The sequence below is a fragment of the Pseudoalteromonas sp. SCSIO 43210 genome (genome assembly GCF_054133285.1).
Genome location: NZ_CP087225.1, coordinates 2,050,477 through 2,067,551 on the forward strand (window position 1 = coordinate 2,050,477; position 17,075 = coordinate 2,067,551).

The 17,075-nt window shown below is 38.7% G+C and carries 13 protein-coding genes; 10 read left to right on the top strand and 3 right to left on the bottom strand.

Annotated elements, in window-relative coordinates; genetic code table 11:
• Nucleotides 1-99: 99 nt before the first annotated feature.
• Complete coding sequence (gene hrpB, locus LOS73_RS08770; protein WP_033030799.1) at nt 100-2,526, top strand: ATP-dependent helicase HrpB; 2,427 nt, start codon at nt 100-102, stop codon at nt 2,524-2,526.
• A gap of 91 nt (nt 2,527-2,617) precedes the next feature.
• Nucleotides 2,618-3,082 (top strand): nuclear transport factor 2-like protein, encoded by a 465-nt coding sequence (locus tag LOS73_RS08775; protein ID WP_033030797.1) that lies wholly within the window; start codon nt 2,618-2,620, stop codon nt 3,080-3,082.
• A 54-nt stretch (nt 3,083-3,136) separates the two neighbouring features.
• On the opposite strand, the gene LOS73_RS08780 is transcribed toward LOS73_RS08775, so the two are convergent.
• The gene (locus tag LOS73_RS08780; protein WP_050484150.1) at nt 3,137-3,568 is read right to left on the bottom strand and encodes an alpha/beta hydrolase-fold protein; all 432 of its coding nucleotides are present in this window, start codon (nt 3,566-3,568) and stop codon (nt 3,137-3,139) included.
• Between the two features lie 184 nt (nt 3,569-3,752).
• Between LOS73_RS08780 and LOS73_RS08785 the strand changes: the two genes are divergently transcribed.
• From LOS73_RS08785 to LOS73_RS08795, 3 genes are read left to right on the top strand one after another with little or no spacing between them, the layout of a single operon-like run.
• The gene (locus tag LOS73_RS08785) at nt 3,753-4,868 is read left to right on the top strand and encodes an HDOD domain-containing protein (protein ID WP_033030795.1); all 1,116 of its coding nucleotides are present in this window, start codon (nt 3,753-3,755) and stop codon (nt 4,866-4,868) included.
• Nucleotides 4,869-4,883: 15 nt separating this feature from the next.
• On the top strand, nt 4,884-5,435 hold the full coding sequence (locus tag LOS73_RS08790; protein WP_033030793.1) for a heme NO-binding domain-containing protein: 552 nt from the start codon (nt 4,884-4,886) through the stop codon (nt 5,433-5,435).
• Complete coding sequence (locus tag LOS73_RS08795; protein WP_033023292.1) at nt 5,428-6,402, top strand: sensor histidine kinase; 975 nt, start codon at nt 5,428-5,430, stop codon at nt 6,400-6,402. Before LOS73_RS08790 ends, LOS73_RS08795 begins: the two co-directional genes overlap by 8 nt.
• A gap of 55 nt (nt 6,403-6,457) precedes the next feature.
• Here LOS73_RS08795 and LOS73_RS08800 read toward each other — a convergent pair whose 3' ends face one another.
• Entirely contained in the window at nt 6,458-6,673 is a 216-nt protein-coding gene (locus LOS73_RS08800; protein ID WP_007376172.1) for a hypothetical protein, read from the bottom strand.
• Between the two features lie 171 nt (nt 6,674-6,844).
• Between LOS73_RS08800 and LOS73_RS08805 the strand changes: the two genes are divergently transcribed.
• The 3 genes from LOS73_RS08805 to LOS73_RS08815 all read left to right on the top strand — a co-directional run bounded on the left by LOS73_RS08805 (nt 6,845) and on the right by LOS73_RS08815 (nt 10,924).
• Entirely contained in the window at nt 6,845-8,752 is a 1,908-nt protein-coding gene (locus LOS73_RS08805) for a DUF1800 family protein (RefSeq protein ID WP_457934843.1), read from the top strand.
• A gap of 10 nt (nt 8,753-8,762) precedes the next feature.
• Nucleotides 8,763-10,103: a DUF1501 domain-containing protein gene (locus LOS73_RS08810; RefSeq protein WP_033030791.1), complete on the top strand. Its 1,341-nt coding sequence runs from the start codon at nt 8,763-8,765 to the stop codon at nt 10,101-10,103.
• A 107-nt stretch (nt 10,104-10,210) separates the two neighbouring features.
• Nucleotides 10,211-10,924, top strand: coding sequence for a DUF1499 domain-containing protein (locus LOS73_RS08815; protein WP_008136981.1), 714 nt, complete (start codon nt 10,211-10,213; stop codon nt 10,922-10,924).
• A gap of 118 nt (nt 10,925-11,042) precedes the next feature.
• Here LOS73_RS08815 and LOS73_RS08820 read toward each other — a convergent pair whose 3' ends face one another.
• The gene (locus LOS73_RS08820; protein ID WP_081824575.1) at nt 11,043-12,326 is read right to left on the bottom strand and encodes an MFS transporter; all 1,284 of its coding nucleotides are present in this window, start codon (nt 12,324-12,326) and stop codon (nt 11,043-11,045) included.
• A gap of 931 nt (nt 12,327-13,257) precedes the next feature.
• Between LOS73_RS08820 and LOS73_RS08825 the strand changes: the two genes are divergently transcribed.
• Nucleotides 13,258-14,556: a methyl-accepting chemotaxis protein gene (locus tag LOS73_RS08825; RefSeq protein ID WP_033030786.1), complete on the top strand. Its 1,299-nt coding sequence runs from the start codon at nt 13,258-13,260 to the stop codon at nt 14,554-14,556.
• A gap of 334 nt (nt 14,557-14,890) precedes the next feature.
• The gene (locus tag LOS73_RS08830) at nt 14,891-17,047 is read left to right on the top strand and encodes a TonB-dependent receptor (protein WP_457934844.1); all 2,157 of its coding nucleotides are present in this window, start codon (nt 14,891-14,893) and stop codon (nt 17,045-17,047) included.
• Nucleotides 17,048-17,075 lie beyond the last annotated feature (28 nt).

Here is a 17,075-nt window from a genome sequence, read left to right on the forward strand (position 1 = left end):
TAACCCTTAATTAAATCCTTTATAACCACACAGCTTTAGCGGCGCGTTTATTTTTGGTTTTTGTTACAATGCACACAAAGCAATTTTGGGTAAATAGCTGTGCTGCCGGTTCAAGACATATATCAACAACTCGTTACTACATTACAAAGTAATCCTATTACGTTATTACAAGCGCCGCCTGGTGCGGGTAAGTCTACGTGGTTGCCGCTGCAACTAATGCGCGATGGGCATTTTAAACGTATTGTAATGCTAGAGCCTCGCCGTTTAGCTGCACGTAATATTGCCAGTTATTTAGCAAAGTGCCAAAACGAGAGTGTTGGGCAAAGTGTGGGCTTGCGGATTAGGGGCGAGAGTAAAGTAAGCGCTAATACGCGCCTCGAAATAGTCACCGAAGGCATGTTAACGCGCATGTTGCAAAACGACCCCGAATTAAGCGATATTGATTTACTGATATTTGATGAATTTCATGAGCGTTCAATTGCAGCCGATACCTCACTTGCCTTTGCGCTCGAGACCCAAAGTGCGCTGCGTGAAGATTTAACCATTATGCTTATGTCGGCAACTCTTGATACTGAGCGTTATACAGCGTTTTTTGACTGCCCTGTAATTCAATCAAGCGGTCGCAGCTACCCAATAGGCGAAATATACATACCCATAAAAGATGAAAGCCGCTGGCTTGATGCAATTCCTAACATAATAAAACAAGCACTTAATGAGCAAACAGGTAGCGTATTGGTGTTTTTACCTGGGCAGTTTGAGATACTACGCGTGCAACAAGCACTGAGCGATTTACCAAGTAACTGCCAAGTTGCAACGCTATTTGGCGAGCAAGATAAAGCTAATCAGCAAGCTGCTATTGCTCCTGCACCAAACGGCATGCGCAAAGTAGTGCTAACCACCAATGTAGCCGAAACCAGTTTAACTATTGAAGGCATACGCATTGTAATTGACAGCGGCAAGCGCCGTGCAGCCACCTTTAATTTAAAAACAGGGGTTACAGAGCTCACAACACAAAGTATATCGCGCTCATCTGCTGTGCAGCGTGCAGGGCGTGCAGGACGTATAGAGCCGGGCATTGTTTATCGAATTGGCTCAAAGCAAACCTTTGAGCGACGTAATAGCCACGACAATCCCGAAATACTCACATCAGACATAAGCCAGCTTATGCTTGAGGCAAAGCAGTGGGGAGCCAGTATTGATGAGCTAACCTTGCTCGATAAGCCCACTGAGCAGCAATGCGAACAAGCAAGTAACCTGCTTAATATGCTTGAAGCTATTGATAGCAAAGGTAAGCTCACACCGCTTGGCAGTAAAATGTTAGGTTTTGGTGCTGATATTCGTTTGGCGCATATGCTATTAAAAGCACAAATACTTGATGACCAACTCCCTGGTATTTTTAGGCTCGCTATTTATTTAGTGGCATTACTTGAGAGCCGAGTAAATAGCGCAAACGAGTTGAGTTTAGCGCTGCATAGCCAGCAGCAACGTCCGCATCCGGTATTTAAACAACAGTTAAAATATTGGCAAAGCCGCTTAAAAGTAAAAGACGAAAACAGCGAATTAAATACGCATTATATTAGTTTGCTAGTGGCATTGGCATACCCCGATCGCATCGCTAAAAAACGCGGTAATGGTTACCTACTTGCCAATGGTGCAGGTGCTGAGTTAAATGCAGATTACTGGCACAACGACGATTACTTAGCTATAGCAACCATGGGCGGGCACAAAGGCGGGCGTATATTTACAGCCACCGCGCTTAACCCATTTGAGTTACAAGAATTTTTACCGCATTTATTTAGTGAACTTACTCGTTGTGAGTTTGATGAAAAATCAGCGCGCTTTATTCATCAAGATGAAGTAAAGCTCGGGGCTATAACGCTCAGCAGCCAGCCTAGTAAACAAAAACTAGATAAGGGCGAGCGCGCTAAAGCGTGGCTTAACTTATTTGCTAAACACGGTTTTGCATTATTTAACGAGCAACCTGATGCGCAACAATTGCTGATACGTATGAGCCTAGCAAGTAATTTAATGCCCGATAAATTCCCGCAAATAAACGAGCAACAACTTATTCAAAATGCAGCGCAGTGGCTAGGCGTGTTTTTAGAAGATATTAAAACGCTCACGCAGCTTAAAAAGTTTAACTACTTTGAAGCATTACAAAACTGCTTTGATTGGCAACAACAAACTACGTTAAAAGCTTTATTACCTCTGCGCTTAACGGTGCCCAGTGGCTCAAATATAAAGATAGAATACCAACTTGATGGCCCCGCAAAGCTAAGTGTGCGTATGCAAGAAGTTTATGGCTTGACCAGTACGCCTAAGCTTGCCAACGGTAAATTGCCACTGCTTATGGACCTGCTATCGCCAGGTAAACGCTCATTGCAACTTACTCAAGATTTAGCCCACTTTTGGGCTAGCAGTTACCGCGATGTGCAAAAGGAAATGAAAGGTCGCTACCCTAAACATTTTTGGCCAGACGACCCCGCTAATAGCGTTGCAACCAACAGAGTGAAAAGCAAAATGTAGGTGTTAATTCACTTAAAACTGATTTTGTTTGATTATTGAACTTACTAAGGTAATGTACCTATAAAATATTTTTAGCTACAGAGAATAGTCAATGAGGTTACTTTTAACATTAGGTTTGGCTTTAGTAACTGCTTTTTCGGCGAATGCTGAAAAGCCACTCGACTTAAATGCGTTTGCGCAGCAGTATTATAAAACAATGACCGCCACACAAGCACCTAACGCAGGTGCTAAAGAGCTTGAGGCTTATCTTGCATTGTTAACCGATGATATTGGTAATCAGCATATTCCGTATCAACCGGATGACTCACGTACTCCTGATGGCAAAGAGCAGATGCGCAAAGGTATGAGTTTTTACTTAGGTGCACACACGTTGTTTGAAAGCACACTGCTTAATACATTTGTGTTTAACGATACAGGCTTTGCTATTCGTTATAAGAATTTTGCAAAAGGTATTCACCCACAAAGTAAGCAGCCAATAGAATACACCTCCACAATGATGGAAGTAATCGAAATTGAAAACGGCAAAGTGGCGATGATCCGCAAATACCATGAATAATACTTAAAGTCTTATAAGCATTTTTATTAATTACTTTTTTGGATGGTAGTTAATCTATGTAAAAGCGTCGTATACAGCTAAATGCAGAGTATCGGCGTGATCTAGGTTTTTAAAATAGCCTAATTTCACTTGGCTTTTATTACCAAAAATAGGCGCTGTTTCCTTATTCAATCGCCTTGCTAAGCCTTCCATTAATTCACCTTCTTTACCAATGCCAATATAAACCGATTGAGGAAACGATTGTGGATCAAAAGGGCTATTTAGTAATTCATTATCGGCCCACCATAAGCTTGAGCTAATTATTACGTAATAATTAAAAGTTGCAGAGTGATTAAATAAAATATCGCTTGAAAGCAGACCAGCTAATGATTGACCAATTAAAGTATTTGTTGAGTTGGAACGGTATGTTTTATTAATCAGTGGGCGAAGCTTGTCGTTTATAAAACTAATAAAAAAGGTGCTATTAAAAATATCTTTTTCATTCAATCTATTTAACCGGCTGGTTTAACATTAATTGTGCAGTAATTAAGTATATCCTATCAGAGCTCAATGGCTTTATCTTAATCCTATGAATCTCTAATACGATTAGGCCCTTTTCGTTTTATGTCTATTTGTGAATTTATACTACGCTTTGATTAGAAATTAATACGTTATAGCGAAGGTATAGTGAATGCATGAGCAAAAAATAAATATACTTTTAATTGATGATGACGAATTACTATTACGTGCACTAGCAAAAACGTTGAGCCGCTTATGTGCAAATGTAACTGTAGCCTGCTTACAGTTACCTAATGAATTTGAACGCTACATAGGAAGTAATAAAACACCCGACATTATTTTTTGTGATTCTATGATGCCACTTTCTTCAGGGCTTAAAGTACTAGAGCACGCTAAAGCGATCTGTCCTACAGCCTTAAGGTGTTTATTTACCAGTGATTTAAGTAGTAACTATCAACTACAAGTTAACAACACAATCCACTTTCATCTTGTAAAACCTTTTACACAGAAACATTTAGTAGCGGTGCTAGACAGCGCTAAGTTATTAAAATTACTTCCTATTCATGCTCCTCATCGCGTTATTTTAGGGCAGCTTTCAGACTTGCCATTTTTAGGTGTTGTGACTCAAAACTTATTAAGTGAGTTAAACAAAAATGAGCCAAACATTTCTATTTTAGAAAATAATATTAGCCACGACCCTGTATTAACGGGAAAAGTTTTGCAGGTAGCCAACTCCGCATTTATGGGGTTTGATAGTCAAACTACAAACTTAAAAGAGGCGATTATAAGAATTGGTTTAGTTAGTTTAAAGGCGATTGTGGTTTTTTCTGAATTGTCTCAACAATTACTTAATAAGGCTAAGCAAGAGACGCTTAATGAGTTAATTAATAAAGGATATAAAAAAGCAAGTATGGCGCAATCGCTCGCTAAGTATTTAAAGCAAGATAGGCAAACACAGTTGTTTGCATTTGCAGTTGGTTTGCTTAGTGTTATTGGTGAATTAGCTGCTATGTGTATTGTGCAAGATAACGAAGATGAAAACGTGCCTAAGTACGCTCTTAGTGCCTACTTATTAGCGCTTTGGGGGTTTGAAAAGTCAATTGTTAGGGCGCAGTTACTGGATGATTTACCTGTGGATGAGGGGATATCATTAACTGTTATTCATATGATTGTTGAGCATGCTTATTGCCAGCAAGTAATTGAGTTTAATCAAACTGAATATGACTTTATTGATGATTTGAAAATACTAGAAGATGTACAACAATGGTTTTTAAGTTTTAAAAAGTGATACACGAGGGGATGTATGAAAGGTGTTATTTTTAGAGGACTTGAAGCCCTCGTTATTGAAAAGTGCGGCATGGCTGCGTGGGATGATTTACTTGAAAAAAATGCACCTAGTGATCGTATTTATATTTCAGCAGAAAGCTATCCAGATGAAGAAATAGTGGGGTTGGCGCAAGATGTAGCTGATGCTTTATCTATGTCTATGCCTGATGTTTTAAAGGCATTTGGTGAGTATTTATTTGGCCACTTAAGGGGCCGGCACCCTACAATAGTTGAAAACTTTAATGGGTTTGCGGACTTAATTATGGGTATCGATAAGGTGATTCATGTTGAAGTTGCAAAACTATATCAAGAGCCAAATTTACCAGAAATTAAAGCAGAGCTTATTGAAGATGGATTTATTTTGATGCATTACTATTCCAAAAGGCAGCTGTGCATGTGCGCTGAAGGGCTTATTTTTGGTGCAGCATCTCATTACGGTATTGAGGTGGCGCTAAATCATGTTGAATGTATGCATAATGGTTTTGATAAATGTGTAATTGAAGTTAAATATGAGATTGGCAATGAGTGAAGATACCCACAACTACAAAAAAGCATACCTTCGTGAAAAAGCAGCAAGAGATGAACTAGAGATGCTACTTGAGGATAAAACACGCGCATTATTTTGTGCAAACCAAGATCTTGAAGAAAAGCTTAACATGTTAAAAAATCAGCAGGTTACTCTTATGCAAAGTGAAAAAATGGCTACTTTAGGGACGCTATCGGCAGGTGTTGCCCATGAAATAAATAATCCACTGGCATATGTAACAAGTAACCTTGAAAGTATTAAATTTTTTAAACCTACGCTGATAGCATTAATGACTGTTGCAAAACAATATATTAATAAATCAATATCTGCTGCAGAGATGGAAACATTACTAATAAAACTTGATAAAGAAAGTGATATTGATTTTATTTTAGATGATCTAGATGAACTATTAAATGATACGCATGAGGGATTACAGCGAATTGCGGCAATTGTTAATAACTTACTTAATTTTGCTAGACCTAAAAATAATTCCATGGCTATGGCTAATATTAGAGAGTCGCTAGAGGGGGCTATTAAGTTACTCGCTAATCAATTAAAAACATGCAACATAACGTGTTCGGATGATGAATTACCATTAAGTTATTGTAATTTGTCGGCAATTAATCAAATCTTCGTAAACCTTTTACTAAACGCTAAATATGCCTGTGATTTAGTACAAGACCAGCAAGGAGAAATTCTTGTTAATTTATTCTCAGACGAGAAAAATATCTACATTGAAGTGTCCGATAATGGCTGCGGAATGGATGAAAAAACAGTCAATCATATTTTTGAACCATTTTACACTACAAAGCCTGTAGGTGAGGGAACTGGAATGGGAATGGCTATTGTATATAACGTATTAAAGGAACATAAGGGATCTATAGAAATTGAGAGTGAGCTTAATAAGGGCACTCTAATGCGTTGTATATTACCCATAATAACACTGCCAGACTCATCTCTAGCGTGTTAAAAGTAATTAACGTATTTATATTTAATAAATTACGTATGAGAGGGGTTTTGTTTACTTATATTTCTTTACCTGCGTGTCGCTCAGCTAGGTCATCAAGTTCTGCAATAGTGTAATCAAACCCATTTTCGTCATACTCATAGCTTACTTTTACACTGTCGCCACCATTAAAAAGACGAGTTTTTACATCGTTAACAGACCAATTTTTTAGTTCATGTGAAAATCGGTTGGCAACTTGTGAAGATTCAAAACGATAGCTAATTTCTGTTTTCATAAATAATAAAGCCCAGGCTAATTTAAACCACCGTATTTTTTGTGTTTTTGAGGGTTAGTCAAGTTTCGGTTACAAAAAATAAAGGGTTAAATTGTAAATTTTGTGTTTCAATAAATGCATCAAACTCGGTACATGGTAATGTACCTTTATTAAAAGACGATGACGACTTTCATGCATTATAAATATTTTTTGATGGCAAGCTCAGTTTTGCTACTAAGTGCTTGCGGTGGTTCAGGCTCAGATGATACGCCAACTATTAACGGAAATGAAATTCCTATTTTATCTGTGGCTAATATTCCAAGCGATATAACCAAAAGCCAAACTATTGAATTAACTGCAACAGCGAGCGATAACGACGGCACAATAACAAGTGTGATCTGGGAGCAAACTGCTGGTCTTAAGGTACTTGATGAGCCAATAGCTGCTAACTCTGTGATAATAAATATTCCTTCAGCATTGAGTTATTCACCAAAAGAGTATGCCTTTAATGTAACTGCAACGGACAACGAAGGTGCTATTGCAGTTAAAACGGTAAGTTTTATTGCCAGAAACGCGATGGATGAATTTGCTGCTGCACGTTTGCTACACCAAGGTAGTATGGGGCCAACACTTAATGAAATACGCAAAGCCCAAGGGTTAAGTGAGCAGCAATGGCTTGAAAGCCAAATAGCATTGCCAATTGAATACCACCGAAGTTATTTAGTCAAAAGTCCGGATCAAGATGACTTTAGATATATCAACCGTATTGATGGTTGGTGGAAGGCGACCTTGCGCAGTGACGATCAGCTTCGCCAGCGCGTTGCATTTGCATTGAGCGAGATATTAGTGGTGTCGGATGCCAACAGCAGCTTAAGCTCTCAACCAGAAGGAATGGTTACCTACTACGATTTACTGCTTAAAAATGCATTTGGTAATTACCGGGAGTTACTAGAGGATGTCACGCTTTCGCCAATTATGGGGACTTATTTAAGCCATTTAGGTAACGAAAAAGCAGATGATGCACTTAACATTCGTCCAGACGAAAATTACGCACGTGAAGTAATGCAGTTATTTACCATTGGGCTTGAAGAGCTAAATAAAGATGGCAGCGCAAAGCTTGATGCCCAAGGGAATACCATTGCCACTTACGGGCAGTCTCAAATTGAAGGCTTTGCACGGGTATTTACTGGTTGGACGTTTGCCGATAGTGAAACGTTTAAACGCAAAAGCCGTGATTATATTAAACCAATGCAAGCATTTAGCAAATACCATTCAAGTAAACAAAAAGTACTTTTAAATAATGAAGTAATCCCTGAGGGCTATGGGCCAGAGGAATCACTGCAAATAGCACTCGATAATTTATTTAATCACGCCAATGTAGCACCATTTATTACTAAGCAACTAATTCAACGATTAATTACATCAAATCCAACCCCTCAATATATTGAGCGAGTGGCTAATGTGTTTAACGATAATGGCGATGGTGTGCGTGGGGATTTAGCGGCTGTCATTAAAGCTATTTACTTGGATGACGAGGCTCGTCATTTTGGCAGTGTTTTAAGCTATCAAGGAAAAGTTAAGGAGCCCTTACTAAAAACAGTACAATTTTGGCGAAACCTTGATGCAAGGTCTTTAGAAGGGGAGTATAGAACATGGAATTTAATAAATAATTATGGGCAGGGGCCAATGCGTTCGCCATCTGTATTTAACTTTTTTAGACCCGATTATCAGCCAGCTCAATTACGCAGTGATGAGTTAGTCGCACCGGAATTACAAATAGCGGGTGATACTACATTAATTGGCACTATGAACGAGCATTTCTCAGGTTTAGTATGGGGAACTGCAGAAGCACGTGATGATTTAAATCCCAAAGAGTTATATGTTTATATCAAGAGCGATATGAGCTTTTTAAAAAGTAACGGGGTAGGTGCCTTACTTGAACAGTATAATGTTTTATATTTTGCAGGTTCAATGAGTGCTGATACGCGCCAAGCATTGCTTGATTTAGATGCATACTTTAATGATGCCGAATATCGAGAACGGGTATCGTATTTACTTTACATAATTGCTATTTCACCTGAATTTAATTTGCAGTATTAGGAGAGACATAATGAGCATAAATAGAAGACAGTTTTTGTCGTTATGTTTAAAAGGCGGTGTGTCGGCGGCCGCGCTAACAAGTTTACAACTGCAAGCATTAACGGGGTCAGTAAATGCGATTGAGCTGGGGGATTACAAAGCGTTGGTGTGTGTGTTTTTATATGGCGGTAATGATTCACTTAATATGCTAGTACCATTAGAAGGTGAGCAACGTAGCTTGTATGAACAAAGTCGTCAAAACCTTGCTGTTTCGACGCCTATAGCACTTAATAGTGCAACTAATTTTGCTGGTGGAGTTGGGCTGCATCCTTCGCTTGCGCCTATTAAAAGGGTGTTTGATTCGTCTAATCTAGCGTTTGTTGGCGGCCTTGGAACTTTACTCTCACCTACTACTCTCGATGATTATAAAAATAAAACAGTGACGATCCCCAAACATTTGTTCTCGCATAATGATCAGCAGGCATCATGGATGTATGGGCGTGAAAAACAGTCGTTAAATAGTGGGTGGGGCGCACGTTTACTTGAGCGCTTAGAGCAGCAAGATCAGTTTGCCGCTAATATATCGCTTGATGGTACAAACCTTTGGCAAACGGGTAATCAAACAAAAGCATTTGCACTTAATAAAAGCGGTATAAGTAAAATTAATGCATTTAGTGATTATAAGCCGCGCATGGAACATGTAACTACTATAATGAACCGGATTATGAGTAATACAGTTCATCCCCTCAGTAGTGCTTACGCTGATAGCTTCAAGTCGGCGATTAATAACACCCAAGCGATGAATAATGCGCTAGAAACAGCGCCAGCGTTAATTACTTCATTTAGTGATACAAGTTTATCGGAGCAGTTAGCAGCAGTTGCTAAAACAATTAGCGTGCAGTCAAAATTAAGTACTCAGCGCCAAGTGTTTTTTGTGTCTATGGGCGGGTTTGATACCCATGATAATCAGCTAGATACTCACCCTGCATTGCTAAGCACATTAGCCCAAGGGCTTAGTGAGTTTGATAGTGCGATGAAAGAGCTTGATATGGCAGATAAAGTGACTGCGTTTACTATGTCTGATTTTGGTCGTACGTTGACCTCAAATGGCGATGGTACTGATCATGGTTGGGCAGGGAATCAAATAGTAATGGGCGGCGCAGTAAAGGGTGGCGATATATATGGTGAGCTTTTAACTCAGCATTTAGATGGCCCACAAGATACCAGTGGCGGGCGTTTAATTCCAAGCGTTGCAAATGAGCAGTACTTTGCCACATTGGCTCAGTGGTTTGGTGTGCCGAGCTCTGAGCTTGTTGATATTTTTCCTAATTTAAGTAACTTTGATCACACAACATTGGACTTTTTTGTGTAATTAGTCGCTAATAGTAATCTAAAAGCACTTATAGGCAGTATAAGCTACTCGTTAATAGCGTTTATCTGTTTAATAATAAAAATCACACATAATAAAGGAATCATAAAATGAAAATTTTAGTGAGCTTAGTTAGTTTAATTGCCTTTTTGCTGGTCGTTCTGCCTGGGCCTTTGTACAAATTTGGTATTGTAGAACTAGGAACTGCATTTACAGGCTTTCGATTTGGCGTTTATGCAGGTGGCGCTGCACTTGTGCTACTTTTAATACAGATAATCTTTATGCGCAAAACCGTGACATTTGGTAGTGCAGCTATTGCGGTTGTATTTTCAGCAGTGGCTATAGCAATGCCTTTAAATATGATGAACACAGCTAAAAGTGTGCCGCCAATACATGATATTTCTACCGACTTAGTTAACCCCCCTCAGTTTGTAGCTATTGCACCACTTCGTGTTGATGCGCCAAACCCAGTTGCCTATGCAGGCGAAGAAACCGCAATTGAACAACGCAAAGCTTACCCAGAACTTGCAACGCTTAGTTTTGCTCAATCTAAAACTGATTTGCTTGAAGCTACAGAGCAAGCAGTGAAAAACTTGGGTTGGGAACTTGTTAACACAGATACAAGTTTAGGTCTTGTAGAAGCGACTGATACAACAACATGGTTTGGTTTTAAAGATGATGTCGTTGTCCGCATTAACGATGAAGGCAGTGAACGTTTTGTCGATATTCGTAGTAAGTCGCGAGTAGGACGTAGTGATTTAGGCAAAAATGCACAGCGCATTCATACATTAATTAATGAGATAAATACTGAGCTAACAAAATAACGCAGTTTAGTTAAAATATAAAATTAAGCCCAAACGTTGTTTGGGCTTTTTTGTGTTTATTATTTAAAACTCAGCTTAATATCAATTCGCCTAATTAATCCCTCAAATTGATTAAGTATTATTGTGGATTGCTATAACTGGCGGCTTGCGCTGTTGGTTGCTGTTTATTTAGTTGTAAGTAACTTAGTAGCCACATCCCCAAACCACCTAAAAATAATGCAGCTGCTACGTAACCTGTTTGATTAGGTGCAGCACCCTGTGCTATTGCAATTCCACCGACCCAAGGGCCTATAGCATTGGCAGTATTAAATGCGCACTGTACTAAGGCGCCAATCATAGCGTGGCCTTCGGGGGCGACGTCCATTAAAAGCGTTTGAATCAGCGTAGCCAAGCCCACACTGCAACCAATAAAGAAGATCACAGCATAAAGAGCCCAAATATTATGGCTTGCCGTTACATAAGCAAAGGCAAATACAATGGTACATACAAGTGCAAGACCAGTGGTTTTAATTGCAGATTTATCGGCTGCTTTACCCAGTACATAGTTACCGAGCGTACAACCGATACCAAACATTACCATTGCGATAGAAATAGTATACGGGGCTGTTTTTGTTACCACTAATATGGTGTCGGCAATGTAAGTATAAATACAAAACACCCCACCAAAGCCAATAATTACAATACCTAAAATAGACCAAACCAGTTTATTTTTAAGTACGCCAAACTCGTTTAGTAAGTTAGAGGGTTTAGCGTTATCGATATTTGGCACTACTTTATAAACAAAAATAAAAGCAATAAATGCAAGCACTGCAGCGCCGGCTAAACAATACCGCCAACTTAAATTTTGACCTACAAGTGTAACTACGGGCACACCAACAATAGTAGCCACAGTTAAACCCATAAACACCTTAGACATAAAGCTAGCACGCTTACCTTTTGGGGCAATATCCGATGCTAATAAAATAGCTGCGCCAAAATATGCACCATGAGGTAAACCACTTAAAAATCTGAATATTACAAGTTGCTCAAGCGACGTTGCCATCGCGCTTAACCCGTTTGATATAAACATTAAGCTTATAAAAATGAGCAATGCTTTGCGCTTTCTCATATTAGCAGTTGTTAGCATTAAAATAGGCGCGCCCACTACAACACCAATGGCGTAAGCACTAATTGCATAACCACTTTGTGATGGCGTTGAACCAAATGTTTCGCTAATCAGTGGCAGCATAGGCATCATCGAAAATTCAGATAATCCTAAAATAAATGTACCGAGCGCTAATACAAGTAAAATAGCGGTTCTGTTAAGTTGACTAGATGCCGACGTTACATCTGATGTCATAAAAAATCCTTTGAAATTGATGTGAAATACATAGATAAAAGCAACAGTAAAATATGTAAAAATATTATATAGGCTAGATTCTGTTTATCTTTCGAGATTGAATTTAACTGCAGTATATTTTTTAGGCAAGACAGAGCTTTTTAGTGTGATTATTCCCTCATGGATGTAGGTAAAAGGTGTGAGCAGAACGCTGAAGCTTTGCTCTGTTTTTACTTAGCCCACTAGGTTACACAACTCGCGCCGCGATTAAATCGAACCTAGATAGAACGAATTTTAATCTATAAACAGACCCTAGAAAAAATGACGTGATTTAGAGATAAACAGGTGGTTATATTAAGTTAAAAAGTGCGCGGCGTCATGTGCCAAACTGAAATTAAATAAGATATATACGATTTATGCATTTAATAGTGATATTTTTATACATATAAAATTAGATTATTATTGAGCCCGTTTATCTTTGGAAATTGAATTTACAGGAACTTGTTTACTTTTAAGCACAGTGGCCTTATGTACCCTGGTTAACTCCTATAAGCGTTTGATAACGTAGCGTAAATGCAAAGCATGCGCTGTCTTTACTCACTCTTATGTCAATGTAAATCAGTAGAGTAAGCAGGATCAGTTACCTAACCTACGCCGCGATTTAATCGGCCAAGATAGAATAAATTTTAATTTTTGAAGATCAACAGGCTCTAGATAATTAACTTAAACTCAGATTGAGGTTTTTTCTCTAGCCAGAGATTTTCTGTGAAAAAAGGCGAGTTTACGCGTTAATAGCTGGCCTATTGCAAGTAAATTAAACGCAGTTAGCGCTGAAAGTAACCACTTGAGATAGATTGATTATCCAGAGTTTCGGTCAATTAGTGTGATGCGGCGCATAAAGTCTAATTTATTAGATTAAATTTGTATTTTTGCCTATATTTAAATTTTATAGTTGTAGTATAGAGCTTAAAGAAACAGCTCATTCAGATTAAACATTTACCCTAAGGCAGCTTATATGTTTGGTATAAATAAAAGTAACTCGAAAATAGAAGCACTTGAGTTACAAGTCGCTCAAAAAGAATCAGTATTAAATGCAATAACGAAGCATGTTGCTTATATTGAGTTTACGGCTGAAGGGATTATTTTAGACGCTAATTTATTATTTTTGAACACAGTAGATTATACCAAGGATGATGTTGTTGGTCATCATCACCGCATGTTTTGTGAAAAATCATATGCGGAATCGAAAGAGTATACTCAATTTTGGAAAAATCTCAGAGACGGTAAGTCAGTAAGTGGGTCTTTTTTAAGATATAACTCCCAAGGCGAAAAAATATGGTTAGAAGCAACATACTTTCCAGTTGAAATAGATGGGGTTGTCGTTAAGGTAATTAAAATAGCCTCTGATATTACGGCTAATTACACGCAAAGAAAAGCACAAGAAGCAGTTGCAGAAGCATTAAGCAAAGCGTTGGCAACGATTGAATTTACCCCTCAAGGTGAAATATTAACAGCTAATAACAACTTTCTGTCTGCTACCGGTTATAAGCTAAATGAAATAACAGGTGAGCATCATAGGATGTTTTGCACCGACGAGTTTTACGATAAAAACCCGCATTTTTGGGATGAGTTAGGGAAAGGGCAATTCAAATCAGGACAGTTTAAACGAGTAAAAGCAAATGGAGACATAATTTGGCTTGAGGCAACATATAACCCTATTTTAGATAACAAGGGAAACGTGATAAAGGTTATTAAATTTGCTTCGGATATAACTGAGCGCATGTCGCGTAATAGAGCCGTTACAGAAGCCGCAGCGATTGCACACGAATCAGCCGTTTCTACGGTTAAAACCGCCGTACTAGGCTCTGGTATTTTAAACGATTCGATCGCAAATTCCGATGCCATCGTAAATCAGGTCCTTAAATCAGTTGAGTTAATTAAAAATCTAAATGAACAATCTGCGGTCATAGGCTCCATTGTTTCTACTATAAGTAGTATTGCCGATCAAACTAATTTACTAGCTTTAAATGCAGCTATTGAAGCCGCTAGAGCAGGTGAATATGGACGAGGTTTTGCAGTAGTAGCTGATGAAGTTAGACAATTGGCAGCAAGAACGAGTAGTTCTACAAATGAAATTGCAACGGTTGTAAAAAACAATCAAGAGCTGACCAATGATATTTCAAAGCAAATAACATCTGTTTCTGATTCCTCGGTTAAAGGGCGAGAGTTAATTTCAGAAGTATCTGACGTTATAAAAGACATTGAAGCTGGGGCGGAGAAGGTTTCGGAAATTGTGTCGCAACTAAATGTATAAAATTTAAAGAATACATTCTTATATAAGGGCCACAGTTTTACTGTTGGCTCTTTTTTGTAATTAAAACCATCCTTTATTTATGGCCTGCTTATCTTTTGAGGTTGAATTTTCAGCAGTATGTTTGGTATTTAAGTAAGGCAGAGCCTATGTAGTGTTTATTCCTCATAAATAGGCGATAACGTAGAATAAATGCCAAACACGCGCTGCACGAAGGGTTCTGTCTAGGGGCAATTTAACAACATTCTTAATTGATAAAGTGCGACAATATGTCGCGCTTTTGCTTTTGCAGTTCACACTATAATTACGCCAATTATTACAGTGGCATAAATTCACAATGGTTTATAAAAGCAAAACTCAAAAAACTTACTTACTTTCCCCTGTCGCACTTTTTATTAGCGGTGTGCTATCTCCGTTTGCATTTGCCGACGATACACCTTTAGAAGTAATTGAAGTACACGGACATGCTCAAAATAAGCATTTAGCACTTGGTTCGTCAGAATCGTTATTAAGTGATTTAGGTGTCGACTTTTCAGCTGCGGGCGGCGTATCTAACCTCCCTATTTTAAATGGTTTAATGGGCGACAGAGTTAAAGTGTTAATTGATGGCGCAGATGTTACCGCTGCATGCGCTAATCACATGAACCCGCCACTTTCGTATATTTCGGCTAATCAAATTACGTCTTACAATGTGGTTGCAGGCGTGTCGCCTGTGAGCTCGGGCGGCGATAATATTGCAGGCGTAATAAGCGTTAATTCTATTTCACCAGAGTATAGCAATAGCAGTGAATTAGATTGGCACTCAGGTTATGTGTCAGCAAAGTACAGTAGCGTTGATAACGGACGTAAACTTGGCGTTGGTACACGTTTAGCAAGTGACACGTTTAGCCTTAATTATCAGGGCTCGTTTAGTGACGCAGATAGTTATGAAGACGGTAACGACGATGTAGTGCTTGATACATTGTATCGAGCGCAAAATCATAGCTTAACCGCAGCTATGCGCGATGATAAACAGCAATTAGTTATAAAGCTAACGCATCAAAAAATCCCGTATCAGGGGTTTGCAAATCAGTACATGGATATGACCGATAACACCAGTTACGGTGCAATAGCTCAATACAAACGCTCCTTTGAAAACAGCGAGCTTGAAGGGCAAGTTAATTGGCACAGTGTAAAGCACGAAATGGGTTTTTTTAGCCAAGAAAAAACAGGCATCATGCCAATGAAAACCGATGCACAAGATATAAGTACGCAGCTTAAATGGCGTATTGCGCTTGATAAAAACAGCAGTATCTTACTCGCTCAAGAATATTACAATTACAGCATTGATGATTGGTGGCCAGGTATTGAAAGCTCAACCATGATGGGACCAGACGATTACGTAAATATAAATAACGGTAAACGAGAGCGCATAGCGGCATTTGCTGAATTTGAGAGCCAAATAAATACAAAGTTATGGTTAAACGCAGGCGTACGTATTGAAAGTATTAATACCCACGTTGGAGAAGTTCAATCTTACAACGATGGTATGAGTATGATGGATATGAGCGACATGAGTAGTATGAAAAGTATGTCCATGAGCGATACATCTACAGATAATACCATTGCCGCTGAGAATTTTAATGCTGGCGACAGAGATAAAACCGATACTGTAGTTGACGCTAGTTTATTAATTAACTACCAAATAACAAATTATGATGAGCTGCAATTTGGCCTTACCCGTAAAAACCGCGCCCCTAATTTATATGAGCGATACAGTTGGGGTGTAAGTACTATGGCAACCACCATGATTGGTTGGTATGGCGATGGTAACGGTTATATTGGTAACCCCGATTTAGATGTTGAAACAGCGCATACAATAAGTGCTACTTATATTAAGCGGGCTAAAGATGATGGTTGGCGATTAAGCACCAATGTTTGGTATACAGATGTGAGTGACTACATTGATGCTGATATTGTAAGAAGCTTCAATAGTTATGACTTGGACAATACTGCGCGTAACATTTTTCAGTTTACTAATGTAGATGCGACTTTGTATGGTGCAAAAATAGATTTAACAGCCAATATTTATGAATCTAAAAATTTAGGCAACTGGCAGTTACACGCTAATGTTACTAATACGAGAGGTAAGCGCGACGATACTAACCAACCGCTTTACCAAATTAAACCACTGCAAACCCAGCTAGGTATTAGCCAGCAAATTAATCGATTTGAAAATGCGTTATCTTGGCAGTGGGTAGATGCAAAAAGCCGTGTAGATAATAATCGTTTTGAAAACCAAACAGACAGCTACAGCTTGGTTAATTTAAGCTCTAAAGCCACATGGGATGCATTAACGCTAAGCGCAGAAGTGAGTAACGTGTTTGATGAATATTACCAGCTCCCCCTTGGCGGTGTAAGTACTGCAGCGCTTAAACAAGATAGCGGCAACGGGTTTGAGCAATTAGCAGGGCAAGGTCGTTCATTTAATGTAAGCGTTAGTTACGCGTTTTAATTAACCTCATATTCAAATTTAAAATAAA